The sequence below is a fragment of the Pseudomonas sp. JS3066 genome, assembly GCF_036328175.1.
In the GTDB taxonomy this organism is placed as follows: Bacteria; Pseudomonadota; Gammaproteobacteria; order Pseudomonadales; family Pseudomonadaceae; genus Metapseudomonas.
In genome coordinates this window covers 3,719,351-3,745,070 of record NZ_CP143312.1, presented here as the reverse complement: position 1 = coordinate 3,745,070, position 25,720 = coordinate 3,719,351, and the positions used below count along the sequence as shown (strand labels likewise).

Sequence of the window (25,720 nt, the reverse complement as noted above, 5' to 3'; positions counted from 1 at the left end):
ATGGCGCGTACCTGGCTGCTGGCGCTGTTCATGCTCTGCAATACCGTCCATGCCGCGCCTGCCGTGCGCTACTGCGACTATCCGGTCTATCCGCCGATTTCCTGGAGCGACGGCAAGCAGGTACGCGGCCTGGCGCCGAGAGTGGTCAAGGCAGTGTTCGCCAGACTCGGCCTGGACGTGGAAATGGTGGTGCTGGGTAACTGGAAGCGCTGCCTGATGGATGCCGCGCAGGGACGTGTGGATGTGGTGCTGGCGTACCGGACGCCCGAGCGTATGGCCGAGCTGGCCTTTGCCGAAACCGCCGTACTGCGCGAGGAGGTGGCGGTGTTCTACAACCGGCAGCGCCCGCTTGAGGTGAACAAGCTGGAAGACCTCACGCGCTATCGCGGAGGTCTGCTGTTTGGTGAAAGCTACGGCGAAGCGTTCGACCAGGCTGTTGCCCGCGCTGGCAATATCGAATGGGTGTCCGACAGCCAGCAGAACTTCGGCAAGCTGATTCGTGGCCGGATCGACTTCATTCCCCATGAGCGGCGCACCGGGTTGCTCTATATCGAGCACCTGCCAGGCGGCAGCGATATCCGGGCCCTGCCGCTGACCCTGGCGGTGGACCACCTGCGTCTGGCGGTGTCACGACATTCCCCATTGGCGGTGCGCATGGGGGAAATCGACCGCGAGCTGCAGCACCTGGCCGATAGCGGTGAAATCGAGCGCTGGCTGGCGGAGAGCGAAGCCACCTACCGCGACATGATCGCCCAGCCGGAGTCGCGCCGATGACCGTGCCGAAACCCGCCAGCGGCCTGCTGCGACGGCTGCTGCTGTTCATCCTGTTGTTCAGCCTGTGCTTCACGCTGGTGGCCAGCGCAGTGCAACTGCACTTGGAATACCGCCGCGAGATGCGCGACATCGACGCGCGACTGGATCTGATCCGTGTCGGCTACTTGGCCAGCTTCGAGCGCAGCCTTTGGGATCTCAATCAGGAACAGCTCAAGATGCAGTTGCGCGGCCTGGCAGACTTTCCCGATATCGCCAGGGTTCGCCTGACGAGCGCTGATTTCGATTTGCAGGAAGGTGCCAGCGACCCCACCGGTCCGCTGCGACGCGAGCATTTTCCGCTTTCCTACCAGCCGCCCAGTGGCGAGCCACGCCAGTTGGGCGAACTGGAAGTCGCCATCGACCTCGGGGCTGTCTATCAGCGCCTTTATGCCACTGGCCTCACCAGCCTGCTGTGGATGGGAGTCTTCCTGTGTGGTCTCGCGATAACTCTGTCCTGGCTGTTCCATCGACTGGTCACCCGCCATCTGCAGGTCATGGCCGATTTCGCCCGGCGCATCGGCGCTGGTGACTGGCATGAGGCATTGCACCTCGATCGCCGGGGTGGGCGCGGCGCCGATGAGATCGACACGGTCGCTCAGGCCCTCGACGACATGCGCCGGGCTTTTGTCGACGATATTCAGCGCCGCGAAGAGGATCGGGCCGCTTTGCAGGGCATGGTGGAACGGCGCACTGCCAGCCTGCAACGGGCCAAGGAAGATGCCGAGGCAGCCAACCTCGCCAAGTCGCGCTTTCTTGCCACCATGAGTCACGAAATCCGCACCCCCCTCAATGGCATCCTCGGCATGGCCGAGCTGCTGCGTGGCGCTACTCTGGACGAGCGCGACGGAAAGCGGCTGGACGCCCTGTACAAGGCGGCGGAAGGCTTGCTGGCAATTCTCAATGAGGTGCTCTATTTTGCCCGCCTGGAGGAAGGGGAGGGCAGGCCTGAGCGGGTCGACTTCTCCTTGCCGGAACTGCTCGACCAGGTGTTGACCCTGCTGGAGCCCAGGGCCGGTGCAAATGGCACCATCCTTCGTTCGCGCCTGGATCCGAGGGTCCAGGTGCGCTGCCACGGCGCTGAACAGTTCCTGCGCCAAGTGCTGAGCAATCTGTTGGCCAATGCGGTGAAGTTCACTACGGACGGGGAAATCCTGGTGGATGTGCGGCTGCTGGAGTCGAAGCCCGATGGGCAACGACTGCGCATCAGCATCACTGACGATGGCATTGGCATCGCGCCTGAGATGCAGGAGAAAATCTTCGAGCGCTTCACCCAGGCCAGCGAAGCTGTCGCCCAACGCTACGGAGGCACAGGCCTGGGGCTGGCCATCAGCAGGCGTCTGGTGGAGTTGATGGGGGGCAGTATCGGTGTCGAGAGCGTGGAAGGTGAGGGAAGCTGTTTCTGGTTCGAGCTGACATTGCCAGTCGCACGAAATCAGAACAGCATCCCGGCTATCACGGCACCGGGCCAGCCGCTGGATGTGCTTGTGGTCGAGGACGTCGCCCTCAACCGCGAAGTCGTGACCGGGCTACTGGAGCGTGATGGCCACAGCGTCACCTTGGCAGAGGACGCCGAGCCGGCCTTGCAGCTTTGCCGGCAGCGACGCTTCGACCTGATCCTGCTGGACCTTCACCTGCCGGGCATGGCCGGCACCGAGCTATGCCGGCTGATCCGTGGCGACTTCGAGGGTGCCAACCGGGGCACCCGCATCCTCGCCTTTACCGCCAGCCTGCAGCCGGCCCTGGTGCGCAGCTGCCTGGACGCCGGCATGGATGGTGCGCTGGCCAAGCCGTTGAAGCTCGACGACCTGCGCCGTGCCCTGACCAGGCCAGGAACGGTGGCCGTAGAGGTGGAGAGTGACGAGCTGCTGGACCAGCAATTGCTGGACACCCATCGCGGCCTTCTCGGAGAGCAGAAGGTCCAGGGGCTGTTGGTCCTGCTGCGACGCATGCTCGACGAACAGCGTACCGGCTTGCTGGATGCTCTGGAGGCACAGGATTGCGCCGAAGTCGGGCACCTCGCCCATCGCCTCGCCGGCAGCAGTGAGTCCCTCGGGCTACGTGCATTGGCGAGCTGCTTGCGAGAGCTGGAAGACCTGGCGCAGGCCGGCGATGCGCTCGCCCTGCCTGCGCTGACACCGCGCCTGGAAGAGCTGCTGGCGCGCTCTGTCCAGATGCTGGACGAGCAATTGCAGCGCGCCTAGTGAGCGTCGAACAAATTCCTTACGACTTTTTACAATTTCGATCCCCGCATTCAACGGCGTCTTACAAGTCCTTCCAATAATCGGTCCGAGCCGCGTCCAACGCGGTCCTCGTGGCCTATTGGAGACAAGAATAATGACCAGCAAAGCCCGCCTCTCCCGTCGTACCTTCACCGAGGTGCGCCATGTCTGAAGAACGCATCCAGCTCACCCGCGCGCTGAAAAGCCGCCATATCTTCATGCTGTCCCTCGGTGGGGTGATCGGCACTGGCCTGTTCATGGGCTCGGGCGTCACCATCCACCAGGGCGGCCCCGCAGGCGCGGTGCTGGCCTACCTGGTAGCCGGCCTGCTGATGTACCTGGTGATGGTCTGCCTCGGTGAGCTCTCGGTACAGATGCCGGTATCCGGCTCTTTCCAGGCCCATGCCACCCGTTACATCGGTCCCGGTACCGGCTTCATGATCGGCTGGGTCTACTGGATGAGTTGGGCCACCACGGTTGGCCTGGAATTCACCGCAGCCGGCATGCTGATGACGCGCTGGTTCCCCGAAGTCCCCATCTGGTACTGGTCGGCACTGTTCGTGGTGGTGCTGTTCTCCCTGAATGCCCTGGCCACTCGCGCCTTTGGCGAGGCGGAGTACTGGTTCTCTGGAATCAAGGTGGCGGCCATTCTCGGCTTCATCGTCGTCGGCCTCCTGGCAATCTTCGGCGGCCTGCCGCTAGCCAGTGGCGAACCGGCGCCGAAGTTCTCCAACCTGATCGGTGACACCCTGTTCCCCAACGGCCTTTCTGCGGTGTTCGCCGTGATGATGGCGGTGGTTTATGCCTTCCAGGGGTGCGAGATCATGGGTGTGGCCGCCGGTGAGACGGATCAGCCGGAGAAAAGCATTCCGCGCGCTGTGCGCAACGTAGTGTTTCGCGTGCTGATCTTCTATGTGCTGGCCATCGTGGTGCTTTCGGCCATCGTTCCCTGGCAGGAGGCGGGCCTGATGGAAAGTCCGTTCGTCCAGGTGTTCGATATGGTCGGAATTCCGTTTGCAGCCGACCTGATGAACTTCGTCATCCTCACCGCCATCCTCTCGGTGGGAAACTCAGGTCTCTATGCTTCAACCCGGATTCTCTGGGCCATGTCCAAAACCGAAATGGCGCCGCGTAGCCTGGCAACACTCAGCAAGCGCGGTGTACCGCTGCGTGCCCTCTGCATCACCTTGTGCTTCGCACTGCTGTCGCTGCTGACCAGCGTCGTAGCCGCCGACACCCTGTTCATGGTGCTGATGGCCGTCAGCGGCATGGCCGGCACCGTGACCTGGATCGTCATCGCTCTGGCGCAGTACCGTTTCCGCCGCGCGCACTACAAGGCCGGCGGTACCGTTCAGGACCTGAAGTACGCAGCGCCCCTGTATCCCATCCTGCCTCTGGCCTGCATCCTGCTGTGCAGCTCGCTGTTCGTCTTCCTGGCAATGGACCCGACACAACGGCCGTCGCTTTACTGGGGCTTCGGCTTCGTCGGTATCTGCTACGCCGTCTACTACTTCCTGCAATTCAAGCGTCAGCGCCGGGCGATGGTTGCTCCTGCGGTGTAACGTCCTCGCGCGCTATTGGCGAATGACTTCGCGCCTACAGAAAGCCTGCAAATCTTCAACCTCACACGGACTGCCCCCTCTCCCTCTGGGGGAGGGGGCCAATCCTCAGCTCGAGCTTCCTGCCCATTTTGAGGGAAAGGATTGTCGGTTTCGAGTTGTTCAAAGATGTAACAACCGTCGCTCCCGTTACGTTTCTCTCCGGGCTAAATCAATTTAAAACAAACACTTAGGTGTATGGCTTCGACGTTACATACCCCATTTGGGCGGGATTGCCGGCTTCCTGAACACTCGTTTAGGATCGTCCTGAGTTCCTCACCACCAATCACAACAAGACGAGGGTTGCGATGACCACCTTGCTCAGCCAGGTCGAAGCCGGTGTCGCCCGGATCACCCTGAACCGCCCCCAACAGCGCAATGCGCTGGACATTCCCACCCTGAACGCCCTGCTTGAACTGCTTGCTGCCCATGAAGTCGATCCGGCCGTGCGCGTTGTGATGCTGACCGGAGAAGGGCGCAGTTTCTGCGCTGGTGCCGATCTTGCCGAATGGGCCGACGCGGAAGCCCGCGGCGAGTTGGAAACCTATGGCTGGACCGAAACAGCCCACGCCCTGATGACCCGGCTGCATGGCCTGGCCAAACCTACCATCGCCGCCATCAATGGAACCGCCGTCGGCGCGGGGATGGACCTCGCGCTGTGCTGCGACCTTCGCGTTGCCGCCGCCTCGGCGCGCTTCAAGGCTGGCTACACCGGCATGGCCTATTCGCCGGATGCGGGGGCCAGTTGGCACCTTCCGCGCCTGATTGGCGCCGAACAGGCCAAGCGCCTGCTGTTCCTCGATGAACTCTGGAGTGCCGACCGCGCGCTGTCGGCAGGGCTGGTAGGTGAAGTCTGCGCCGACGAGCAACTGCAGGCTGTCGCCGGTGAGCTGGCTGCGCGCCTGGCAGTTGGTCCCACCTTCGCCTTTGCCCAGGCCAAGGCGCTGATTCGTGATGGCGCCAGCCGTAGCCTCGCCCAGCAACTGGAAGCCGAACAGGCTGCCGGCTTGCTGTGTGGCCGCAGCGAAGACGCCGCCGAAGCGCTGCGCGCCGTGGCCGAGAAACGTTCCCCTCAATTCAAAGGCCGCTAAGCGCGGGCAGGTGACTCCCATGGATTTCAAACTGACCCAGGAACAGGAAATGCTCGTCGAGGCGGTGAAGAGCTTCGTCGAGAAGGAACTGTTGCCGTATGAAGAGGAAGTGGACCGCGCCGACGCCGTCTCCCCGGAGCTGGCTGCACAGATTCGCGGCAAGGCGCTGGCCGCCGGCTTCTATGCCTTCAACATGCCGGAAGAGGTAGGTGGAGGCGGACTCGACTACCTGTCCCAGGCTTTGGTCGAGCGCGAGCTGTCCAAGGTGTCCTGGGCGTTGCATGTGTTCGTCGCGCGGCCTTCGAAGATCCTCATGGCCTGCAAGGGCGAGCAGATCGAGCAGTACTTGCTGCCCTGCATCCAGGGAGAAAAGATCGACTGCTTCGCCCTGACCGAACCGGGTGCCGGGTCCGACGCCAACTCCATCAAGACCCGCGCAGTGCGCGATGGCGATGACTTCATCCTGAACGGTGCGAAGCACTTCATCAGTCACGCCGGTCATGCCGACTTCGCCATCGTTTTCGCCGTCACCGACACCTACGAGCGCAACGGCAAGAAGCGCAATGCCGTCACTGCCTTCCTGGTGGACAAGGGCACTCCCGGCATGACCGTGCGCCGTGGTCCCCGGTGTGTCAGCAACAAGGGCTATCACACCTACGAAATCTTCTTCGATGACTGCCGCGTGCCGGCCTCCAAGGTCCTTGGCGAAGTGGACAAGGGTTGGGAAGTGGCCAACGCCTGGCTCACCGCCGGCCGTGTAATGGTGGCGGCCAATTGTGTTGGCCAGGCCCAACGCGCCCTCGATCTGTCGTTGCAATGGGCCGCCGACCGCAAACAGTTCGGCCAGCCCATAGGTACTTACCAGGGCATCTCCTTCAAGCTCGCGGACATGGCCACGCAAATTCGCGCGGCCGAGCTGATGACCCTGCACACCGCGTGGAAAATGGACCAGGGCAGCATGACTGACGGCGAGGCCGGCATGGCCAAGCTGTTCGCCAGCGAAGTGCTGGGCAAGGTGGCCGACGAGACCGTGCAGATCTTCGGCGGCATGGGCCTGATGGATGAAGGTCCGGTGGAGCGCATCTGGCGCAACGCCCGGATCGAGCGAATCTGGGAGGGCACCTCGGAAATCCAGCGCCACATCATTTCCCGCGAACTGCTGCGGCCGCTGCTGCGCTGACGCCTCCGCTCCCCGCTCACTTCGGTGTCGATGAGCGATTGATCTCGAAACGATCGCGCCGGGGTGCGGAGCGGGGCAGGGGTTGAGGGAAATCCTGCCAAGTCCCAAGCCGAGAACTGACATGAATAGAGACAACCTCAAGCGCCTGCTGGCGCCCCGGCATCTGGCCTTCATCGGCGGTCGCAGCATGGCCCGTGCGCTCAAGCGCTGCGCCGAGGGCGGCTTTGCCGGCCAGATGTGGCTGGTCAATCCCCAGCACGCCGAACTGGAAGGCGTGAATTGCGTGGCCAGTGTCGCCGAACTGCCCTGCGGGCCGGATGCGGTGTTCATCGCCACCAACCGCGAGCAGACCCTGGACAGCGTTGCCGCGCTTGCCGCAAAGGGAGCGGGAGGCGCCATCTGCTACGCCTCTGGCTTTGCCGAAACCGGTGCCGAAGGCCAGGCCCTGCAGGCACAACTGCTTGCGGCGGCCGGCGAAATGGCGCTGCTCGGCCCGAACTGCTACGGCCTGCTGGACTACCTGCATGGCGCGGCTCTTTGGCCAGTAGCCCATGGCGGCCAACTGGTGGAGAAGGGCGTGGCGGTGCTCACGCAGAGTGGCAACTTCGCCTACAACCTGTCCATGAGTGACCGCTCCCTGCCCGTGGCCTACATGGCCTCTGTGGGCAATCAGGCCCAACTGGGCGTGGCCGAACTGATGGATGTGCTGTTGGATGAACCTCGCGTCACAGCCATCGGTCTGCACCTCGAGGGCTTGAAGAACATACCGGGCTTTGCCCGCGCGGCGCACAAGGCGTTGGAGAAGGGCATCCCGATCATCGCCTTGAAGACTGGTGTATCGCAGATTGGCGCAGAGCTCGCTCTCAGCCACACCAGCTCCCTGGCTGGCTCCGATACGTTGTACGACAGCCTTTTCGAGCGTCTCGGAGTGATTCGTGTCAGTGGCCCGGTGAGTTTCATGGAAACCCTCAAGGCTGCGGCCTGCGGCAAGCTGCCAAGCGGTCCCGGCCTGATCGCCCTGGCCTGTTCCGGCGGCGATGCCGGGCTGATCGCCGACTACGCCGAACTCAACGGTCTGCAATTGCCGAAGCTGGACGACGGTCAATGTCGCGAGCTGGCGCAGGTCCTGCCGGCTTACGCCAACATCGCCAACCCATTGGACTTCACCACTGCCATCTGGGGCGATGGTGCTGCACTGGCGCGCATGCTCGACAGCGCTATGGACAGTCCCGCCGACGCCGCGCTGCTTGTGCTCGACTACCCGGGCGAAGATACCGGAGAGCGCCCTCAGTGCGACCTGCTGCTGGAGCTCTACTGCGACGCCCTCGCGCGTCACGGCAAGACTGGCTTCATCGCTTCGGCCTTGCCCGAACTGCTGCCGCCCCATGCCCGTGAATACCTGCATGCTCGTGGCGTGGCCGCCCTGCAAGGGGTGGAAGATGGGTTGGCCGCCTGGGGCCGCATCGCCACCTACCGGCAGCGCCGCGACCGATTGCTGGCGCGAGGTGAGTCGGCCCTGGTGCCCCTGAGCCCGGCTCCTGTGGCAGAGGGCGAATTGCTCGACGAGTGGCAATCCAAGCAAGCCCTGCGCACCTTCGGCCTCCCGGTGCCGCAGGCGCTGCTGAGTACTCCTGAGCGGGCGCTGGAGGATGCCGGGAGGCTTGGCTATCCGCTGGTACTGAAAGCCGTCAGCGCCCATTTGCCGCACAAGACCGAAGCCGGCGCGGTTGCGCTCAACCTGCGCGACGCCGAGTCCCTGGACCAGGCCCTGGGCGAGATGCGGCAACGTATTGCCGCCTATGCACCGGGCGTGGCCTTCGACCAGGTATTGCTGGAGCGCATGGCCACACCGCCGCTGGCGGAGCTGATTGTGGGCGTCAAACGCGAAGAAGGTTTCGGCCTGGCTTTGGTGATCGGCGCCGGTGGCATTCTCGTCGAGTTGCTCAAGGACAGCCGCAGCCTGCTGCTGCCCACCAACGATGCGGCAATCCGCGATGCCCTGTTGAGCTTGCGTAGCGCGCCGCTGCTTACCGGCTTCCGTGGGCGGCCGGTGGCCGACCTGGAGGTGCTGGTGGCCGCCATTCGCGCTGTGGCGGATTACGCCTGCGAGAACGCCGGACGCTTGCTGGAGCTGGACGTGAATCCACTGCTGGTCTGCGCGGAAGGCGCCGTGGCGGTGGATGCACTGATCCGTATCGCGGAATGACATCCCCCCCTGTAGGAGCGAGCTTGCTCGCGAGCGGCGGAGCACGAGAGTTTCGCCAGCAAGCTGGCTCCTACAGGTCTTGGCATCGATTCGAGGGAATACCACATGCAACAACAGAATAGCCTCACCGGCGGCCAGGCCCTGGTTCGCCTCCTGGCCAACTATGGCGTGGATACCGTGTTCGGTATCCCCGGCGTCCATACCCTGGAGTTGTACCGCGGCTTGCCCGGCAGTGGCATCCGGCACGTGCTGACCCGGCACGAGCAGGGTGCCGGTTTCATGGCTGACGGCTATGCGCGGGTCAGTGGCAAACCCGGTGTCTGCTTCATCATCACCGGTCCCGGCGTGACCAATGCGGCTACCCCCATCGGCCAGGCCTACGCCGATTCGATCCCGATGCTGGTGATCTCCAGCGTCAACCACACGGCGAGCCTCAGCAAAGGCTGGGGCTGCCTGCACGAAACCCAGGACCAGCGCGCCATTACCACCCCCATCACCGCTTTCTCGGCCGTGGCCCTGACTCCGGAAGACCTGCCCGAACTGGTGGCGCGCGCCTATGCCGTGTTCGACGGCGAACGTCCGCGCCCGGTACATATCTCCGTGCCGCTCGACGTGCTTGCCGCCCCGGTGGCACGGGACTGGACCGCCGAGGTGGTACGCCGCCCCGGCCGTGGCTTGCCGGATAGCGCGTCCCTGGATGCGGCGGCCAAGCGGCTGGCCATGGCCAAGCGACCGATGATCATCGCGGGTGGTGGCGCCCTCGGGGCTGTCGACGCCCTGCAGGCATTCAGCGAACGTCTGGCTGCCCCCGTATTCACCAGCGTGGCTGGCAAGGGGCTGTTGCCGCCGGATGCTCCGCTCAACGCCGGTTCCAGCCTTTGCATGGCGCCCGGTTGGGAAATGATCGCCGAGGCTGACCTGGTGCTGGCCGTGGGTACCGAAATGGCTGATACGGACTTCTGGCGCGAGCGTCTGCCGCTGTCCGGCGAACTGATCCGAATCGATGTCGACCCGCGCAAGTTCAATGATTTCTACCCCTGTGCCGTGGCGCTTCGGGGCGACGCCCGACAGTCGCTCGAGGCGCTGCTGGCACGCATTCCCGAAGCAGGCAGGGCAGGGCAGGAAGCCGCCGCCCGCGTAGCTCGCCTGCATGAGGCGATACGCAATGGCCACGCCCCTCTGCAGGGTATTCACCAAGCCATCCTCGACCGCATTGCCGCCACGTTGCCGGCCAGTGCCTTCATCAGCACCGACATGACCCAGCTTGCCTACACCGGCAACTACGCATTCGCCAGCCGGGCGCCGCGCAGCTGGCTGCACCCTACGGGCTACGGCACGCTCGGTTACGGCCTGCCGGCCGGCATCGGCGCCAAGTTCGGTGCGCCAGAGCGGGCCGGTCTGGTGCTCGTTGGCGATGGCGGATTCCTCTACACCGTGCAGGAACTGGCCACCGCGACGGAAGAGCTCGACAGCCCGCTGGTGGTGCTGCTGTGGAACAACGACGCCCTGGGCCAGATTCGCGACGACATGCAGGCCCTGGACATCGAACCGGTGGGCGTGCTGCCGCGCAACCCCGATTTTGCCGCCCTCGCTCGGGCCTTCGGTTGCACGGTGATGCAGCCGCGGAGCCTCGACGAGCTGGAGCGTGACCTGCGCACAGGCTTCGACCACCCCGGCGTCACCCTGATCGAACTGAAACACGCCTGTGCTCGTTGAGCCTGGGTCAAGGAGATAATCATGCGCTTTTCCGACCTCACCCAACGTATCGCCGGCGATGGCGCGGCAGCCTGGAACATTCACTACCGTGCGCTGGAGCGCCAGGCCCGGGGCGACGACATTCTCCTGCTGTCGGTCGGCGATCCCGATTTCGACACGCCGCAGCCCATCGTCCAGGCCGCCATCGACAGCCTGCTCAATGGCAACACCCATTACTCCGACGTGCGCGGCAAGATCACCCTGCGTCAGCGTATCGCCGACTGGCACAACCAGCGCAGTGGGCAGAATGTCGGCACGGACGAAGTCGTGGTGCTGGCCGGTGCGCAGTGCGCGTTGTTCTGCGTCGTGCAGTGTCTGCTCAATCCGGGCGATGAGGTCATAGTCGCCGAGCCCATGTACGTCACCTACGAAGCGGTGTTTGGTGCCTGTGGAGCGAAGGTGGTCCCGGTACCGGTACGTTCGGAGAACGGCTTCCGCATCCAGGCGGAGGATGTCGCCGCCGCCATTACCCCGCGCACCCGGGCACTGGCCCTGAACAGCCCGCACAACCCGTCCGGTGCCAGTTTGCCGCGCACCACCTGGGAAGCCCTGGCCGAGCTCTGCACTGCCCATGATCTCTGGATGATCTCCGACGAGGTCTACAGCGAACTGCTCTTCGAGGGCCAGCACATCAGCCCGGCCAGCCTGCCAGGAATGGCGGAACGCACCGCCACCATCAACAGCCTGTCCAAGTCCCACGCCATGACCGGATGGCGGGTGGGCTGGGTCGTGGGTTCGAAGGAGCTGTCCGGGCACCTGGAAAACCTCGCCCTGTGCATGCTCTACGGCTCGCCTGACTTCGTTCAGGATGCGGCTTGCGTCGCACTGGACACTCGCCTGCCCGAGCTGGAAGCCATGCGCGAGGCCTATCGCCAGCGACGCGATCTGGTGTGCGCGAGCCTGGAAGGCTGCCCCGGCCTGCGCGCGCTGAAACCGGACGGCGGCATGTTCGTGATGGTGGATATCCGCCCAACCGGGTTGTCCGCCCAGGAATTCGCCGACCGACTGCTGGACAACCATGGCGTTTCGGTTCTGGCGGGTGAAGCATTCGGACCTAGCGCGGCCGGGCATATCCGCCTGGGGCTGGTGCTGGGCAGCGAGCCGCTGCAAGAGGCCTGCCGTCGCATTGCCCGCTGCGCGGCCGAGCTGATTGAACAGCGCAAAACCCTGTGAATGATGCTTGGCGCTACGCACCGAATCCCTGATTGTTGGGCTTCGCTACGCTCTGCACCAACCGACGGACCGTCCCATAAGGAACACCCATGAAGATCCTGATCGTCCATGCCCACCCGGAATCGCAGTCCTTCTGCAGCGCCTTGCGCGACCTGGCGGTGGAAACCCTGCAAGGGCAGGGGCACGAAGTCCGGCAGTCCGACCTCCACGCGCTGGATTGGAACCCGGTCGCCAGTGCCGCCGATTTCAGCGAGCGGCAGAACCCCGATTACTTGGTCTATGCCCTGGAGCAACGCGAAGGCGTTAAGGCCGGCAATATCGCGCCGGACATCCAGCGCGAACTCGACAAGCTGCTCTGGGCCGACCTGCTGATACTCAACTTCCCGCTCTACTGGTTCTCGGTTCCGGCCATTCTCAAAGGCTGGATCGACCGGGTGCTGGTATCCGGCGTCTGCTACGGCGGCAAGCGTTTCTACGATCAGGGCGGCCTGGCCGGCAAGAAGGCGCTGGTGACGCTGACCCTGGGCGGCCGCGAACACATGTTCGGTGAGGGCGCCATCCACGGTCCGCTGGAGGACATGCTGCGGCCGTTGCTACGTGGCACCCTGGCCTATGTCGGCCTGGAAGTTCTGCCACCTTTCGTGGCGTGGCACGTGCCCTACATCAGCAGCGATGCGCGCCAGGATTTTCTGCGCGCCTATCAGGATCGGTTGCAGGGGCTGGATCAGGACGTACCGCTCCGGTTTCCCCGGCTGGACCAGTTCGACGACAGGCTGTATCCACTGACTCGTTGAGAGCACTGAGAGCACCAAGGCCGCCCGAGGGCGGCCTTCTTCTTTCTGCGCTGAACTCTTTTTGTAGGGGCGAGCTCTGCTCGCGAAAGTCCCGGGCGTGCTCATTCGCGAGCAAGCTCGCTCCTACCGGTTCTATCGCCGGATGCCCCCGGCAAAGCGGCAACCAGCGGCAAGTTGCCCTTGCCGCTTTGCCGTCCGTCCAGCGTCCATTGCCGCTTTTTGCCGCTCATTTTTAAATCAAGCAATTGAAAATAAAGGGAAAAATAGTTTGGCACGGCCTTTGCTGAGTGTATGGCAAGCAAACCAGATTGCCACTGGCAAAGGTTCCGGACATGAGCATCAGCTTCGAAAAGGCCCTCGGCATCCATCAGCAAGCCCTCAGCTTCCGCGCTCAGCGTGGCGAGGTGCTGGCCAACAACATCGCCAACGCCGACACCCCGAACTACAAGGCTCGTGACCTGGACTTCGCCAGCGTGCTGGCCCAGCAGTCGGAGAAGGCCGCCCACGGCAGCTTCCAGGCCGCCCGGACCAACGAGCGCCACATCGTCGCCGAAGGTTTCGACATGGCTGACGCCTCGCTGAAGTACCGCATTCCCTTCCAGGCGGCCGTCGACCAGAACACCGTCGACGCCCAGCTGGAACAGTCGAACTACACCGAGAACGCCATGCAGTTCCAGGCCAGCTTCACCTTCCTCAACAGCAAGTTCAAAGGGCTGATCGGCGCCCTGCGCGGCGAATAACGGAGAGCCAAGCCATGTCACTGTCCAGCATCTTCAATATCGCCGGCACCGGCATGAGTGCTCAGAACACTCGGCTGAACACCATCTCCAGCAACATCGCCAACGCCGAAACGGTTTCCTCCAGCCTCGACCAGACCTACCGCGCCCGCCATCCGGTGTTCGCCACCATGTTCCAGGACAGCCTGGGCAACGGCGACCGTGGCTCGCTGTTCGCCGACCAGGACCAGTCCGGCGCTGGCGTGCAGGTGCTCGGCGTGATCGAGGACCAGAGCACCCTGACCCCGCGCTACGAGCCGAACCACCCGGCGGCCAACGCGGATGGCTACGTCTATTACCCGAATGTGAACGTGGTCGAAGAAATGGCCGACATGATTTCCGCCAGCCGGTCCTTCCAGACCAACGTGGAAATGATGAACACCGCCAAACAGATGATGCAGAAAGTGCTGACCCTGGGTCAGTGATAGCGCGCGAGGGAACAGCATGAGTGTCAGCAACGTAGCGTCCACCGATGGCCAGTCGTTTCTCGATCAGTACGCCATCAAGAGCGAAACCAAGAGTAAGGACCTCGGCAAGAACGAGTTCCTCGAGCTGCTGGTCGCTCAGTTGAACAACCAGGATCCGCTGTCTCCCCAGGAGAACGGCGAGTTCATCGCCCAACTGGCGCAGTTCAGCCAGGTGGAAGGCATCGAGAAGCTCAACACCAGCATGGGTTCGCTGCTGTCCGGCTACCAGTCTTCCCAGGCTCTGCAGGCTTCTTCGCTGGTGGGCCGCAAGGTGATCGTGCCGAGCGAGAAGGCGGTGGTGGACACCAGTGAAACCTTCAAGGCCAGCGCCAACCTGCCCATTTCCAGCAGCAACGTCTGGGTCAACGTCTACGACAGCGCCGGCACCTTGGTGAACCGCGTCAACCTCGGAGAGCAGCCGGCTGGCAGCGTGAGCTTCATGTGGGACGGCAAGGACTCCAGCGGCAAGGTCATGCCGCCCGGCACCTACAAGTTCGAAGCCCAGGCCCAGTACGGCAGCGAGACCAAAGCCCTCTACACCATGCTGCCGGCTAACGTCGACAGCGTCACCCTGGGCCAGAATGGCGGCGAACTGATGCTCAACCTTGCGGGTATCGGCAGCGTCGGCCTCTCCAAGGTCCAGGTCATCGGTCAGTAACTTCCCGGTTCAGAGCGCCGGGAAGCACCGGCAAAGGAGATTTAAATGGCGTTCAACATCGGTCTCAGCGGCCTGCGTGCAGCGACCAGCGACCTCAACGTCACCGGTAACAACATCGCCAACGCCGGCACAGCTGGCTTCAAACAGTCCCGAGCGGAGTTCTCCGACGTCTACGCCGCTTCGGTGCTTGGCACTGGCAAGAACGCCCAGGGTAGCGGCGTGCTGCTGGGTGATGTGTCCCAGCTGTTCAACCAGGGCAACATCAACTACACCCAGAACGCCCTGGACCTGGCCATCAACGGCAACGGCTTCTTCCAGACCAGCAACAACGGTGAAGTCAGCTACACCCGCGCCGGCTACTTCGGGACCGACCGCAATGGCTACATCGTCAACAACTTCGGCTACCGCCTGCAGGGTTATGGCATCGACGGCAATGGCAACGTGCAGAACGGCGTGGTCAGCGACCTGCAGATCCAGACCGCCAACCAGGCACCCAAGGCCACTACCCAGGTCGCCCAGAAGTTCAACCTGAACTCCACCACCAAGGCGCCGACCAATACCCCGTTCGATCCGAGCGATCCGACGACCTACACCTCGTCCACCTCGGTCAACATCTATGACTCCCAGGGCAATGCCCATGTCATGACCCAGTACTTCATCAACAACTCCGACCCGGCCGCGACGCCGCCGGTGACCAACAACTGGACCATGGCCGTACTGGTGGATGGCCGTAACCCATCCAACCCGACCAGCACAGACCCGCACACCACCAACCTGCTGTTCAATGCCGACGGCAGCCTGAACACTGCCGGCATGGCGGCAGGTGGCGAGCTGAACTACGACCCCGCTACCGGGTTGATGAACCTCGATGACTGGGTACCTGCGGTTTCCGATGGCGGCACGCCGGCCAACTGGTCGGCCAACGGCGCCACCGCCAACGCCGGCGGCATCAGCATCGACATTCGCGGCTCCTCCCAGTACTCCAGCGCTTTCGCGGTGAACAGCATCAGCCAGGACGGCTATACCACCGGCCAACTGGCCGGTCTGGAAATCGACGATACCGGCGTGATTTTCGCTCGCTACACCAATGGCCAGTCCAAAGTGCAGGGCCAGGTGATCCTCGCCAACTTCGCCAACGTCCAGGGCCTGAGCCCGGTAGGCAAGACCGGCTGGGTGCAGTCGTTCGAATCCGGCGAGCCGGTGGTTGGTACGCCGCGCTCCGGCACCCTGGGTGCCCTTCAGGCCGGTGCCCTGGAAGACTCCAACGTCGAGTTGTCGGACCAGTTGGTGAACCTGATCGTGGCCCAGCGCAACTACCAGGCGAACGCCAAGACCATCCAGACGGAAGACGCTGTAACCCAGACCATCATCAACCTGCGCTGATGAACTGCTGTTGTAGGGGCGAGCTTGCTCGCGAAGGTTTGCCCATTCGCGGGCAAGCCCGCTCCTACTGGCGGCAATTCCCCTTGCCGTTGGCGGCAGCCCCTCGCCGCCGGCGCTTTGACAAGGCCCTGTAAGGGGCCTTTTCTTTTTTAAAAAAACCATTATTTATCAATTGCTTGCTCGTGATTTTCGGGTTTGGCACGCGGCTTGCTGGATAGCTTGCACAGCGCCAAGGGCGGCAACGCCCACTCGGAGAAATTCATGGACAAGATGCTTTATGTCGCAATGAGCGGAGCCAGCCAGAACAGCCTGGCCCAGCGCGCTCATGCCAATAACCTGGCGAACATCTCGACTTCCGGTTTCCGCCGCGACTTCGAACAGGCGCGTTCTATGCCTGTGTTCGGCGACAGCTTCCCGTCGCGGGTCTATGCCATGACCGAGCGTCCCGGCACCGACTTCACGCCTGGTGCCTTGCAGGAAACCGGTCGCGACCTGGATGTGGCCATCGAAGGGGAGGGCTGGGTTGCCGTGCAAGCCCCCGATGGCAGCGAAGCCTATGTGCGCACCGCCAGCCTGCAGATCGATGCCCTTGGCCAGCTTCGCACCGGCAATGGTTTGCCGGTCATGGGCAATGCCGGACCCATCGCCATTCCGCCGGAGCAGAAAGTCGAGATCGGCCAGGACGGCACCATCAGCATCCGTGCCCTGGGTGAAGCCCCTAACGTGGTGGCCGAGGTGGATCGCATCAAACTGGTCAATCCCGATCCCAAGCAGCTGGAGAAGGGCGCCGACGGCTTGATCCGCGTCAAGGACCCGCAGCAGGCGGTGCAAGCCGACGCCAATGTCCGCGTGACCTCCGGCTTTATCGAAGCCAGCAACGTCAATGCCGTGGAAGAGATGACCGCGATCCTGTCTCTGTCCCGCCAGTTCGAGCTTTCCGTGAAGATGATGCGTACTGCCGAAGACAATTCGTCGGCAATGGCGCGGGTCTTGCAGTTCAGCTAATCACCAGTACGCGGCGCCATGTTTCCGGCGCCCGAGGAGAAGAAAATGCTTCCGGCACTCTGGGTCAGCAAGACCGGCCTGTCCGCCCAGGACATGAACCTGACCACCATTTCCAACAACCTGGCGAACGTTTCGACCACGGGCTTCAAGCGCGATCGCGCAGAGTTCGAGGACCTCCTGTACCAGATCCGTCGCCAGCCGGGTGGCCAGACCAGCCAGGACAGCGAACTGCCGACCGGCCTGCAACTGGGTACCGGTGTGCGCATCGCCGGCACCCAGAAGATCTTCACCCAGGGCAGCCTGCAAACCACCGAGCAGCCGCTGGACATGGCCATCAACGGTCGCGGCTTCTTCCAGGTGCTGATGCCCGATGGCACCGTCGCCTATACCCGCGATGGCAGCTTCCACCTGAACTCCGACGGCCAGATCGTCACCTCCCAGGGCTTCGCCCTGGAGCCGGCCATCGTCCTGCCCGCCGAAGTGCAGACCTTCACCGTCGGCGAAGACGGCACCGTCTCCGTGACCACCACCGGCAACCCCGCTGCCCAGGTAATCGGCAATATCCAGACCGCCGACTTCGTCAACTACGGCGGCCTGCAATCCATCGGCAACAACCTGTACCTGGAGACTGCCGCCAGTGGCGCGCCGCAGGTCGGTACGCCGGGTCTGACCGGCCTGGGCGTGGTGCAGCAGAACACCCTGGAGAACTCCAACGTCAGCGTGGTCGAGGAACTGGTGAACATGATCACCACCCAGCGTGCCTACGAGATGAACTCCAAGGTCATCTCCACAGCCGACCAGATGCTCGCTTTCGTCACGCAGAACCTGTAACGCCCTGAGGTAGTTGTCATGAACCGGCTGATCATTCTCCTCCCGCTGCTCGGCATCACCCTCATCCAGGGCTGCGTGCAACCTGCGCCGCGACCGAACGATCCCTATTACGCGCCCGTGCTGCCGCGCACTCCGCTGCCTGCCGCGCAGAGCAACGGCGCCATCTACCAGGCCGGTTTCGAGACCAACCTCTACGACGACCGCAAGGCCTATCGTGTGGGTGACATCATCACCATCACCCTCAACGAGCGCACCCAGGCCAGCAAGAACGCCAACTCGCAGATCCAGAAGGACAGCAACGCCAACATCGGCCTGACTTCGCTGTTCGGTGGTGGCGTCTCGGTGAACAACCCCAATGGCGGCCTCAATCCGCTGGATGCCGCACGACTGTCCCTGGATGCGGAGTACAACGCCACCCGCGATACCAAGGGTGATTCCAAGGCAGGGCAGAGCAACAGCCTGTCAGGTTCCATCACCGTCACCGTGTCCGAAGTCCTGCCCAACGGCATCCTTGCGGTTCGCGGCGAGAAGTGGTTGACCTTGAACACCGGCGACGAGCTGGTGCGCATTGCCGGCATGGTCCGCGCCGATGACATCGGCACCGATAACACCGTGCCGTCCACCCGTGTGGCCGATGCGCGCATCACCTACTCCGGTACCGGCGCCTTCGCCGACGCCAGCCAGCCGGGCTGGTTCGACCGGTTCTTCATGAGCCCGCTGTTCCCGTTCTGATGAGACCGACCATGAAGCGACTGATTTCCGCTCTCTGCCTGCTGTTGGTTGCCGGCCTTGCCCAGGCCGAGCGCCTGAAGGACCTGGCGAGCATCCAGGGTGTGCGGACCAACCAGCTGATCGGCTACGGCCTGGTGGTGGGCCTGAACGGCACAGGTGACCAGACCACCCAGACGCCGTTCACCCTGCAGACCTTCAACAACATGCTGGCGCAGTTCGGCATCAAGGTCCCGGCCAACGTCGGCAACGTGCAGCTGAAGAACGTCGCGGCGGTGTCCATCCACGCGGACCTGCCGCCCTTCGCCAAGCCGGGTCAGACCATCGACGTGACCATTTCCTCCATCGGCAACGCCAAGAGCCTACGCGGCGGCAGCCTGCTGATGTCACCGCTCAAGGGTATCGACGGCAATGTCTACGCCATTGCCCAGGGCAACCTGGTGGTGGGCGGCTTCGACGCCGAGGGCAGCGACGGCTCGAAGATCACCGTCAACGTTCCGTCCTCCGGGCGCATTCCTTCCGGCGCCACCGTGGAGCGTCCGGTGCCGAGTGGCTTCGAGCAGGGCAACTTCCTCACCCTGAACCTCAATCGCCCGGACTTCACCACAGCGAAGAACATCGTCGACAAGCTCAACGAACTGCTCGGCCCGGGCGTTGCCCAGGCGGTCGATGGCGGTTCGGTACGGGTCAGTGCGCCGCTCGATCCGAACCAGCGCGTGGACTATCTCTCGGTGATCGAGAACCTGGAAATCGAGGCGGGCCAGGCCGTGGCCAAGGTCATCATCAACTCGCGTACCGGCACCATCGTCATCGGCCAGAACGTGAAGGTGCAGCCGGCTGCCGTGACCCATGGCAGCCTTACCGTGACCATTACCGAAGACCCTATCGTCAGCCAGCCGGAAGCCTTCTCCGGTGGTCAGACCGCAGTAGTGCCGCGCTCGAAGGTGAACGCCGAGGAAGAAGCCAAGCCGATGTTCAAGTTCGGCCCTGGCACCACCCTCGACGAAATCGTGCGTGCAGTTAACCAGGTGGGCGCGGCGCCGTCCGACCTGATGGCCATCCTGGAAGCGCTGAAGCAGGCCGGTGCCCTGCAGGCCGACCTGATCGTGATTTAAGGGAAAGGCGATGAACTCGAAACTCTCCGCAGGCCTCGCTTCCGGCTCCAGGTTGGATAGCGGCGCCTATACCGACCTGAACCGGCTCAGCCAATTCAAGGCCGGCAAGGATCGCGACAGCGAGGGCAACATCCGCAAGGTGGCCCAGGAGTTCGAGTCGCTGTTCCTCAACGAAATGATGAAGTCCATGCGTCAGGCGGGTGAAGCCTTCGCCGAAGGCAACTACCTGAACAGCAACGAAACCAAGACTTACCAGGAAATGCACGACCAGCAGTTGGCCGTGACCTTGTCGAAGCAGGGCGGCGTCGGCCTGGCCGATGTGCTGACCCGACAGCTGTCCAAGACCAACAAGTCGACGGGGCCCAACCCCTTCGCGCAAGTGCAGTCCGGCGTCCAGGCCAACTGGCCTGCGCAGGGCAGCAAGCAGGTGGCGAAGGCGGAAGCCTCGGGCTTCGCCGAGCGCGACGATTCCAGGCTGCTCAATCAGCGTCGCCTGGCATTGCCCGGCAAGCTGAGCGATCGCCAGGCAGCGGGTATCGTGCCGTCGCCCGAGCAGCTTGCCGGTACTTCGCTGGCCGGCAGTGACTGGACCCCTGCCAAGACCTATGCCGCGCCCGAGCGCGAAGTAGTCGGCGCCGAAGAAGTTGAAAGCGCCAAAGGAACGGGCAAGCGCGTGTTCGCGTCGCGCAACGAGTTCATCGAAACCCTGCTGCCAATGGCCGAGAAGGCCGCCGAGCGAATCGGCGTCGACCCCCGTTACCTGGTAGCCCAGGCCGCCCTGGAAACCGGCTGGGGCAAGTCGATCATCCGCGAGGGCGATGGCACCAGCAGTCACAACCTGTTCGGCATCAAGGCGCACAAGAGCTGGGACGGCGATTCGGCGCGGGTGATGACCACCGAGTACAAGGGCGGCAAAGCGGTCAAGGAAGCGGCATCGTTCCGTTCCTACAACTCCTTCGAGCAGAGCTTCCACGACTACGTGAGCTTCCTGCAGAACAACGATCGCTACCAGGACGCGCTGGATTCCGCCGAGAAGCCGGAGCAGTTCGTCCGCGAACTGCAGAAGGCCGGCTACGCCACTGATCCGCAGTACGCCCGCAAGATTTCCCAGATTGCCCGCGGTATGCAGGTTTACCAGGCCGTTGCTGCAGTCGACAGCACGACCACCAGGATATGAGGCTTGAGTCATGGCTGACTTACTGAACATTGGCCTGTCGGGGCTTCGCGTGAGCCAGACGCAGCTCACCGTCACCGGCCACAACATCTCCAACGTCAACACCCCCGGATTCACCCGGCAGAGCGCGACCCAGTCGACGACCCTGCCGCAGTTCTCCGGCTCGGGTTACATCGGCAGCGGCGTCACCCTGACGGATATCCGTCGCAGCTATAGCGAGTTCCTCACTGCCCAGCTGCGCAACACCACGTCGCTGAGCAGCGATGTGGATGCCTACAAGAGCCAGATCGACCAGCTCGATTCGCTGTTGTCCGGCACCACCACCGGCATTACACCGTCGTTGAAGAGCTTCTTCGCGGCCATGCAGACCGCCGCCGAAGACCCCGCCAATATGCCGGCGCGGCAACTGGTGCTGTCCGAGGCCGAAGGGTTGGCTCGACGTTTCAATACCGTCTACGACCGGCTGAGCGCGCAGAACGACTCGCTGAACAAGCAGATGTCGTCGGTGGCGGACCAGGTGAACCGCCTGGCCGGCTCCATCGCCAGTCTCAACGATGCCATCGCGGTCGCGTCATCCAACGGCCAGGTGCCCAATGACCTGCTGGACTCCCGTGAGGAGGCGATCCGTCAGCTTTCCACCTACGTGGGCGTCAGCGTGGTACCGCAGAGTGACGGCACCCAGAGCATTTTCGTCGGCACCGGACAGCCGCTGGTGGTGGGTAGCAGCGCCAACCGCCTGGAAGCGGTGCCCGGCAAAGGCGACCCCAGCCGTTTCGAGCTGGAGTTCGTCAGCGGCGATTCCCGTCAGGGCGTCACCACGCTGCTCAGCGGCGGCGAACTGGGTGGCCTGATCCGCTACCGCAACGAGACCCTGGACTCCAGCCTGAACACACTGGGGCGCCTGGCCATGTCGATCAGCGACCAGGTCAACACCCAGCTCGGCCAGGGCCTGGACCTGAAGGGGAAGGTGGGGGCTGCGCTGTTCGGCAACTACAACGACCCGGCCCTGGCGGCGCTGCGGGTCAAGGCCTTCGCCGGCAACAGTAATGCCCAGCCAGCCCTGAACATCACCAATACCAGCCTGCTCAGCACCAGCGACTACCAGATGGAGTACGACGCCACGGCGACGCCGCCCTATACGGTGCGCCGCCTGAGCGACAACCAGGAGATGGTGGTCAGTGACAGCACGCCGTCCGGCACGCTGACGATTAAAGACAGCGCAGGTCGCGACCAGGGCTTCCAGATTGCCCTGGGTGTGCCGACGCCTACCACCGGCGACAAGTTCCTGCTGCAGCCGACGCGCACCGCCGCCAAGGACATCAACACCGTGCTGGACCAGGCGGACCAGTTGGCATTCGCCGCACCGCTGCACTCCGAAGCGAACGTACAGAACAAGGGCACCGGCGCTATCGGCCAGCCCAGCATCACCAATACGCTCAACCCCATGAGCCAGGCGCACCTGGCAGCGATCTCGTCCATCACCATAAATTACACGGCGGGCACTCCGGGAAGCTTGAGTTTCTCTGGCCTGCCGACTGGCGTGACCATCACCCAGCCGCCGTCCGGAACCCTGAACGTGACGCCGGGGCAGACCAACCAACTGAGCTATACCGTTTCGGTTACCACCGGCACGCCGGCCACCACGCAGGAATACCAGATCACCCAGAGTTTCAGCGGACGTGCGGAAACCGGCGACACCTTCAGCCTCGCCATGAGCACCAATGGCGTCTCCGATAACCGTAACGCGCTCAAGCTGGTGGACCTGCAGAACAAGGCCGCAGTCGGTGTCGACGCTCTGGTTGGCGGCACCGGTTCCAGCTTCTCCGACAGCTATGGTGACCTGGTGGAGCGCGTAGGCACCCTGACCGCTCAGGCACGGGTGGACAGTGAAGCCAGTACGGCGATCCTCAAGCAGGCCACGGATAACCGTGACTCGCTCTCGGCGGTGAGCCTCGACGAAGAGGCAGCCAACCTGATCAAGTTCGAGCAGTACTACAACGCCTCGTCGCAAGTGATTCAAGTTGCCCGAAGCCTGTTCGATACCTTGATGAGCACCTTCCGCTAACGGAGCCTGCGATGCGCATTTCCACCATTCAGCAGTACAACAATGGGGTGTCGGGCCTGCAGCGGAATTACGCGAACGTCACCCGTACCCAGGAACAGATCAGCACCGGCAACCGCATCCTCACGCCGGCGGACGATCCCGTGGCTTCGGTGCGCCTGCTGCAACTGGACCAGCAGCAGGGCGTTCTGGATCAATACGCTTCCAACCTGACGGCGGCCAAGAACAGCCTGACCCAGGAAGAGGTGACGCTGAACTCGGTCAATACCGTGCTCCAGCGCGTGCGCGACCTGGCGGGCGAGGCCGGCAACGGCGCCCTCAGCACCGAGGACCGCAAGGCTATCGCTGCCGAACTCAAGGAGCGCGAGGATGAGCTGTTTAGCCTGATGAACACCCGCAACGCGCGGGGTGAATACCTGTTCTCCGGCTTCCAGGGCAAGACCCAGCCCTTCGTACGCAATGCTGACGGCAGCTACAGCTACGAAGGCGACGAAGGCCAGCGCAAGCTGCAGGTGGCGAGCTCCTTGCAGATAGCCATCAGCGATAACGGAAAGCGCGTCTTCGAGAACGTAATCAACGCCGGGCGGTTGGACAGCGCCGTGACCAACAGCCCCGCAGGCTCCACGCTGAGCCCTTCGGCGCCGTTGGTGCAAGACGAGGTAGCCTTCTCCGGCAACCCGCCTTTCCCGGATACCGGCGTGCAGATCGTCTTCGGCAACCCCGACGCCAACAGCTACGAAATCTTCGCTGTGGGCACGACTACGCCAGTGCTTGGCAGCGGCGCCATCGACACGGATGACGCAACCGACGACCAGGTGGTGTTCCGTGGTGTCAGCATCAAGTTCGATGGCGTCCCCGTAGGGGGCGAGACCATCGAAGTGACCGCACAGCCGAACCAGCAGAAGCAGGGCATCCTCGACACCATCGCCAACCTGCGTATGGCGCTTGAGAACGCGCCCAATACGCCAGCCGGCAACAACCTCGTCCGCGATTCCGTCGCTGAGGCCCTGACCAACCTGGACAACGGCATCACCGTGGTCGACTCCGTGCGCGGCGACATCGGCGCACGCCTGAACGTGGTGGAATCCACCGTCACCGACAACGAAGACGTGACTTTGGTGAACCAGTCGATACAGGCCGACCTGCGAGAGCTGGACTACGCCGAGGCGCTGTCGCGGCTGTCCTTCCAGTCGATCATTCTCGAAGCCTCGCAGCAGAGCTACGTGAAGATCGCGGGACTCAGTCTGTTCAACAAGCTGGGCTGATTGGCGCGGGCCAGGAGCCTTGGGGAGAGGGAATGAATATTGGTGTGTTCGGCGCGGGATATGTAGGCCTGGTCCAGGCGGCGGTACTGGCCAACGTGGGCCATAATGTGCTTTGCATCGAAAACGATGCGGTCAAACGGGCGATGCTCGAGCGCGGCGAGTTGCCGATCTTTGAGCCGGGCCTGACGGGCATGGTGCTGACCAATGTCCAGGACGGTCGCCTGCGATTCTCCGGCTCCCTTGAGGAAGCGGTGCGCCATGCCCGGGTTCAGTTCATCGCCGTCGGCACACCCTCCGATGCCCATGGACATGCCGACCTCAGTCAGGTTTTCGAGGTGGCGAGCGGTATCGCCGGCGTCACCGGGACCGACCAGGTGGTGATCAACAAGTCCACTGTGCCGGTAGGGACGGCCGACGAACTCCAGGCCCTGATGGATCAGGTGCTCGCCGAGCGTGGCCGATCCGACCTGCGGCTTGACGTTGTATCCAACCCCGAGTTCCTCAAGCAGGGCGCCGCAGTAAGCGACTGCCAGCGACCCGACCGGATCATCATCGGTGCCCGCGAACCATCCAGCATCGAACTGCTCCAGGAGATCTACAGCCCGTTCAACCGCAATCGCGAAAAGATCATGGTCATGGATCGGCGCAGCGCCGAGCTGACCAAATATGCTGCCAACTGCTTCCTGGCCACCAAAATCTCCTTCATGAACGAGATGGCGGGGCTATCCGAACTTTTCGGTGCCGATATCGAAGCAGTACGTCGAGGCATCGGTGCCGATCCAAGAATCGGCTATGACTTCATCTACCCTGGCTGCGGCTATGGTGGTGCCTGCTTCCCGAAGGATGTCAGCGCGCTGAAGGCGTCCGCGACGCTGGCCGGTCACGAGCCGGCGATCCTGCAGGCGGTGGCGACCGTAAACGAGCGGCAGAAGCGCAAGATTGGCGAGAGCATCCACCGCTACTATGGCGGCGACCTGCGCGGTCGGGTCATTGCCCTGTGGGGGCTCGCCTTCAAGGCCAACACTGGGGACATGCGCGAAGCGCCCAGCCGAACGCTGCTGGAGCAGCTCTGGAAGGCGGGCGCGCGGGTTCGCGCCTACGATCCAGAGGCTATGCCGGAATGCCGTCGGCTCTATGGTGAGCGACGTGACCTCGAACTGGTGGACAGCAAGGAGGAGGCCCTGGAAGGGGCTGATGCGCTGGCCATCGTGACTGACTGGCAGAGCTTCAAGGCGCCGGATTTCGACCTGATCCGCGACACTCTCAAGGACGCTCTGATCTTCGATGGGCGCAACCTCTACGATCCCCGCGTGATGCAACGCTACGGCCTGCGTTACCACTCTATCGGCCGTCTCCCGGCCTGATTGCTCCCCGCTGGATACCCACCCGGTCGATTGCCGTCGACCGGGTATGGCCTGCTTATTGC

22 protein-coding genes are annotated in these 25,720 nt (G+C 63.4%); 21 read left to right on the top strand and 1 reads right to left on the bottom strand.

Annotated elements, in window-relative coordinates; translation table 11 throughout:
• The 9 genes from SA496_RS17750 to SA496_RS17710 all read left to right on the top strand — a co-directional run bounded on the left by SA496_RS17750 (position 1) and on the right by SA496_RS17710 (position 12,829).
• Positions 1-774 (top strand): substrate-binding periplasmic protein, encoded by a 774-nt coding sequence (locus tag SA496_RS17750; RefSeq protein ID WP_120649900.1) that lies wholly within the window; start codon positions 1-3, stop codon positions 772-774.
• The gene (locus SA496_RS17745; protein WP_153917369.1) at positions 771-3,014 is read left to right on the top strand and encodes an ATP-binding protein; all 2,244 of its coding nucleotides are present in this window, start codon (positions 771-773) and stop codon (positions 3,012-3,014) included. Before SA496_RS17750 ends, SA496_RS17745 begins: the two co-directional genes overlap by 4 nt.
• A gap of 182 nt (positions 3,015-3,196) precedes the next feature.
• Entirely contained in the window at positions 3,197-4,594 is a 1,398-nt protein-coding gene (locus SA496_RS17740) for an amino acid permease (protein WP_330114219.1), read from the top strand.
• A gap of 344 nt (positions 4,595-4,938) precedes the next feature.
• Positions 4,939-5,721 (top strand): enoyl-CoA hydratase/isomerase family protein, encoded by a 783-nt coding sequence (locus SA496_RS17735; protein ID WP_120649903.1) that lies wholly within the window; start codon positions 4,939-4,941, stop codon positions 5,719-5,721.
• 19 nt (positions 5,722-5,740) lie between these two features.
• Complete coding sequence (locus SA496_RS17730; RefSeq protein WP_120649904.1) at positions 5,741-6,901, top strand: acyl-CoA dehydrogenase family protein; 1,161 nt, start codon at positions 5,741-5,743, stop codon at positions 6,899-6,901.
• A 121-nt stretch (positions 6,902-7,022) separates the two neighbouring features.
• The gene (locus SA496_RS17725) at positions 7,023-9,107 is read left to right on the top strand and encodes an acetate--CoA ligase family protein (protein ID WP_330114218.1); all 2,085 of its coding nucleotides are present in this window, start codon (positions 7,023-7,025) and stop codon (positions 9,105-9,107) included.
• Between the two features lie 105 nt (positions 9,108-9,212).
• Complete coding sequence (locus SA496_RS17720) at positions 9,213-10,823, top strand: 5-guanidino-2-oxopentanoate decarboxylase (protein WP_330114216.1); 1,611 nt, start codon at positions 9,213-9,215, stop codon at positions 10,821-10,823.
• Positions 10,824-10,844: 21 nt separating this feature from the next.
• Positions 10,845-12,035 carry a pyridoxal phosphate-dependent aminotransferase gene (locus tag SA496_RS17715; RefSeq protein WP_330114215.1) on the top strand — a complete coding sequence of 397 codons (1,191 nt, stop codon included), beginning with the start codon at positions 10,845-10,847 and terminating at the stop codon, positions 12,033-12,035.
• Between the two features lie 89 nt (positions 12,036-12,124).
• Positions 12,125-12,829 carry an NAD(P)H-dependent oxidoreductase gene (locus SA496_RS17710; protein WP_120649908.1) on the top strand — a complete coding sequence of 235 codons (705 nt, stop codon included), beginning with the start codon at positions 12,125-12,127 and terminating at the stop codon, positions 12,827-12,829.
• A gap of 101 nt (positions 12,830-12,930) precedes the next feature.
• Here the strand turns inward: SA496_RS17710 and SA496_RS17705 are convergent, their stop codons facing one another.
• Positions 12,931-13,104 (bottom strand): hypothetical protein, encoded by a 174-nt coding sequence (locus tag SA496_RS17705; RefSeq protein WP_178123431.1) that lies wholly within the window; start codon positions 13,102-13,104, stop codon positions 12,931-12,933.
• Between the two features lie 57 nt (positions 13,105-13,161).
• On the opposite strand from SA496_RS17705, the gene flgB reads away from it, so the two are divergent.
• The 12 genes from flgB to SA496_RS17645 all read left to right on the top strand — a co-directional run bounded on the left by flgB (position 13,162) and on the right by SA496_RS17645 (position 25,658).
• Positions 13,162-13,569 carry a flagellar basal body rod protein FlgB gene (flgB, locus tag SA496_RS17700; protein WP_120649909.1) on the top strand — a complete coding sequence of 136 codons (408 nt, stop codon included), beginning with the start codon at positions 13,162-13,164 and terminating at the stop codon, positions 13,567-13,569.
• Between the two features lie 14 nt (positions 13,570-13,583).
• The gene (flgC, locus tag SA496_RS17695) at positions 13,584-14,030 is read left to right on the top strand and encodes a flagellar basal body rod protein FlgC (RefSeq protein WP_077521856.1); all 447 of its coding nucleotides are present in this window, start codon (positions 13,584-13,586) and stop codon (positions 14,028-14,030) included.
• Between the two features lie 19 nt (positions 14,031-14,049).
• A complete protein-coding gene (flgD, locus tag SA496_RS17690; RefSeq protein ID WP_120649910.1) occupies positions 14,050-14,730 on the top strand; it encodes a flagellar hook assembly protein FlgD in 681 nt (226 codons plus the stop codon).
• Between the two features lie 45 nt (positions 14,731-14,775).
• Complete coding sequence (gene flgE / locus SA496_RS17685) at positions 14,776-16,113, top strand: flagellar hook protein FlgE (RefSeq protein WP_330114214.1); 1,338 nt, start codon at positions 14,776-14,778, stop codon at positions 16,111-16,113.
• Between the two features lie 261 nt (positions 16,114-16,374).
• Complete coding sequence (gene flgF / locus SA496_RS17680; RefSeq protein WP_153917386.1) at positions 16,375-17,118, top strand: flagellar basal-body rod protein FlgF; 744 nt, start codon at positions 16,375-16,377, stop codon at positions 17,116-17,118.
• A gap of 45 nt (positions 17,119-17,163) precedes the next feature.
• On the top strand, positions 17,164-17,949 hold the full coding sequence (flgG, locus tag SA496_RS17675) for a flagellar basal-body rod protein FlgG (protein WP_120649913.1): 786 nt from the start codon (positions 17,164-17,166) through the stop codon (positions 17,947-17,949).
• A gap of 18 nt (positions 17,950-17,967) precedes the next feature.
• Entirely contained in the window at positions 17,968-18,681 is a 714-nt protein-coding gene (flgH, locus tag SA496_RS17670) for a flagellar basal body L-ring protein FlgH (protein ID WP_120649914.1), read from the top strand.
• Between the two features lie 11 nt (positions 18,682-18,692).
• On the top strand, positions 18,693-19,793 hold the full coding sequence (locus SA496_RS17665; RefSeq protein WP_120649915.1) for a flagellar basal body P-ring protein FlgI: 1,101 nt from the start codon (positions 18,693-18,695) through the stop codon (positions 19,791-19,793).
• Positions 19,794-19,803: 10 nt separating this feature from the next.
• The gene (flgJ, locus tag SA496_RS17660) at positions 19,804-20,970 is read left to right on the top strand and encodes a flagellar assembly peptidoglycan hydrolase FlgJ (RefSeq protein WP_153917388.1); all 1,167 of its coding nucleotides are present in this window, start codon (positions 19,804-19,806) and stop codon (positions 20,968-20,970) included.
• Between the two features lie 10 nt (positions 20,971-20,980).
• On the top strand, positions 20,981-23,032 hold the full coding sequence (gene flgK, locus SA496_RS17655; RefSeq protein ID WP_330114213.1) for a flagellar hook-associated protein FlgK: 2,052 nt from the start codon (positions 20,981-20,983) through the stop codon (positions 23,030-23,032).
• An 11-nt stretch (positions 23,033-23,043) separates the two neighbouring features.
• Complete coding sequence (flgL, locus tag SA496_RS17650) at positions 23,044-24,294, top strand: flagellar hook-associated protein FlgL (protein ID WP_120649918.1); 1,251 nt, start codon at positions 23,044-23,046, stop codon at positions 24,292-24,294.
• Between the two features lie 32 nt (positions 24,295-24,326).
• Positions 24,327-25,658: a UDP-glucose dehydrogenase family protein gene (locus SA496_RS17645; protein ID WP_120649919.1), complete on the top strand. Its 1,332-nt coding sequence runs from the start codon at positions 24,327-24,329 to the stop codon at positions 25,656-25,658.
• The last annotated feature ends 62 nt before the right edge of the window (positions 25,659-25,720 follow it).

Bases quoted from the DNA above. Each gene is read 5' to 3' on its own strand.
- SA496_RS17750 (WP_120649900.1), top strand. From the start codon at position 1: ATGGCGCGTACCTGGCTGCTGGCGCTGTTCATGCTCTGCAATACCGTC.
- SA496_RS17745 (WP_153917369.1), top strand. From the start codon at position 771: ATGACCGTGCCGAAACCCGCCAGCGGCCTGCTGCGACGGCTGCTGCTG.
- SA496_RS17740 (WP_330114219.1), top strand. From the start codon at position 3,197: ATGTCTGAAGAACGCATCCAGCTCACCCGCGCGCTGAAAAGCCGCCAT.
- SA496_RS17735 (WP_120649903.1), top strand. From the start codon at position 4,939: ATGACCACCTTGCTCAGCCAGGTCGAAGCCGGTGTCGCCCGGATCACC.
- SA496_RS17730 (WP_120649904.1), top strand. From the start codon at position 5,741: ATGGATTTCAAACTGACCCAGGAACAGGAAATGCTCGTCGAGGCGGTG.
- SA496_RS17725 (WP_330114218.1), top strand. From the start codon at position 7,023: ATGAATAGAGACAACCTCAAGCGCCTGCTGGCGCCCCGGCATCTGGCC.
- SA496_RS17720 (WP_330114216.1), top strand. From the start codon at position 9,213: ATGCAACAACAGAATAGCCTCACCGGCGGCCAGGCCCTGGTTCGCCTC.
- SA496_RS17715 (WP_330114215.1), top strand. From the start codon at position 10,845: ATGCGCTTTTCCGACCTCACCCAACGTATCGCCGGCGATGGCGCGGCA.
- SA496_RS17710 (WP_120649908.1), top strand. From the start codon at position 12,125: ATGAAGATCCTGATCGTCCATGCCCACCCGGAATCGCAGTCCTTCTGC.
- flgB (WP_120649909.1), top strand. From the start codon at position 13,162: ATGAGCATCAGCTTCGAAAAGGCCCTCGGCATCCATCAGCAAGCCCTC.
- flgC (WP_077521856.1), top strand. From the start codon at position 13,584: ATGTCACTGTCCAGCATCTTCAATATCGCCGGCACCGGCATGAGTGCT.
- flgD (WP_120649910.1), top strand. From the start codon at position 14,050: ATGAGTGTCAGCAACGTAGCGTCCACCGATGGCCAGTCGTTTCTCGAT.
- flgE (WP_330114214.1), top strand. From the start codon at position 14,776: ATGGCGTTCAACATCGGTCTCAGCGGCCTGCGTGCAGCGACCAGCGAC.
- flgF (WP_153917386.1), top strand. From the start codon at position 16,375: ATGGACAAGATGCTTTATGTCGCAATGAGCGGAGCCAGCCAGAACAGC.
- flgG (WP_120649913.1), top strand. From the start codon at position 17,164: ATGCTTCCGGCACTCTGGGTCAGCAAGACCGGCCTGTCCGCCCAGGAC.
- flgH (WP_120649914.1), top strand. From the start codon at position 17,968: ATGAACCGGCTGATCATTCTCCTCCCGCTGCTCGGCATCACCCTCATC.
- SA496_RS17665 (WP_120649915.1), top strand. From the start codon at position 18,693: ATGAAGCGACTGATTTCCGCTCTCTGCCTGCTGTTGGTTGCCGGCCTT.
- flgJ (WP_153917388.1), top strand. From the start codon at position 19,804: ATGAACTCGAAACTCTCCGCAGGCCTCGCTTCCGGCTCCAGGTTGGAT.
- flgK (WP_330114213.1), top strand. From the start codon at position 20,981: ATGGCTGACTTACTGAACATTGGCCTGTCGGGGCTTCGCGTGAGCCAG.
- flgL (WP_120649918.1), top strand. From the start codon at position 23,044: ATGCGCATTTCCACCATTCAGCAGTACAACAATGGGGTGTCGGGCCTG.
- SA496_RS17645 (WP_120649919.1), top strand. From the start codon at position 24,327: ATGAATATTGGTGTGTTCGGCGCGGGATATGTAGGCCTGGTCCAGGCG.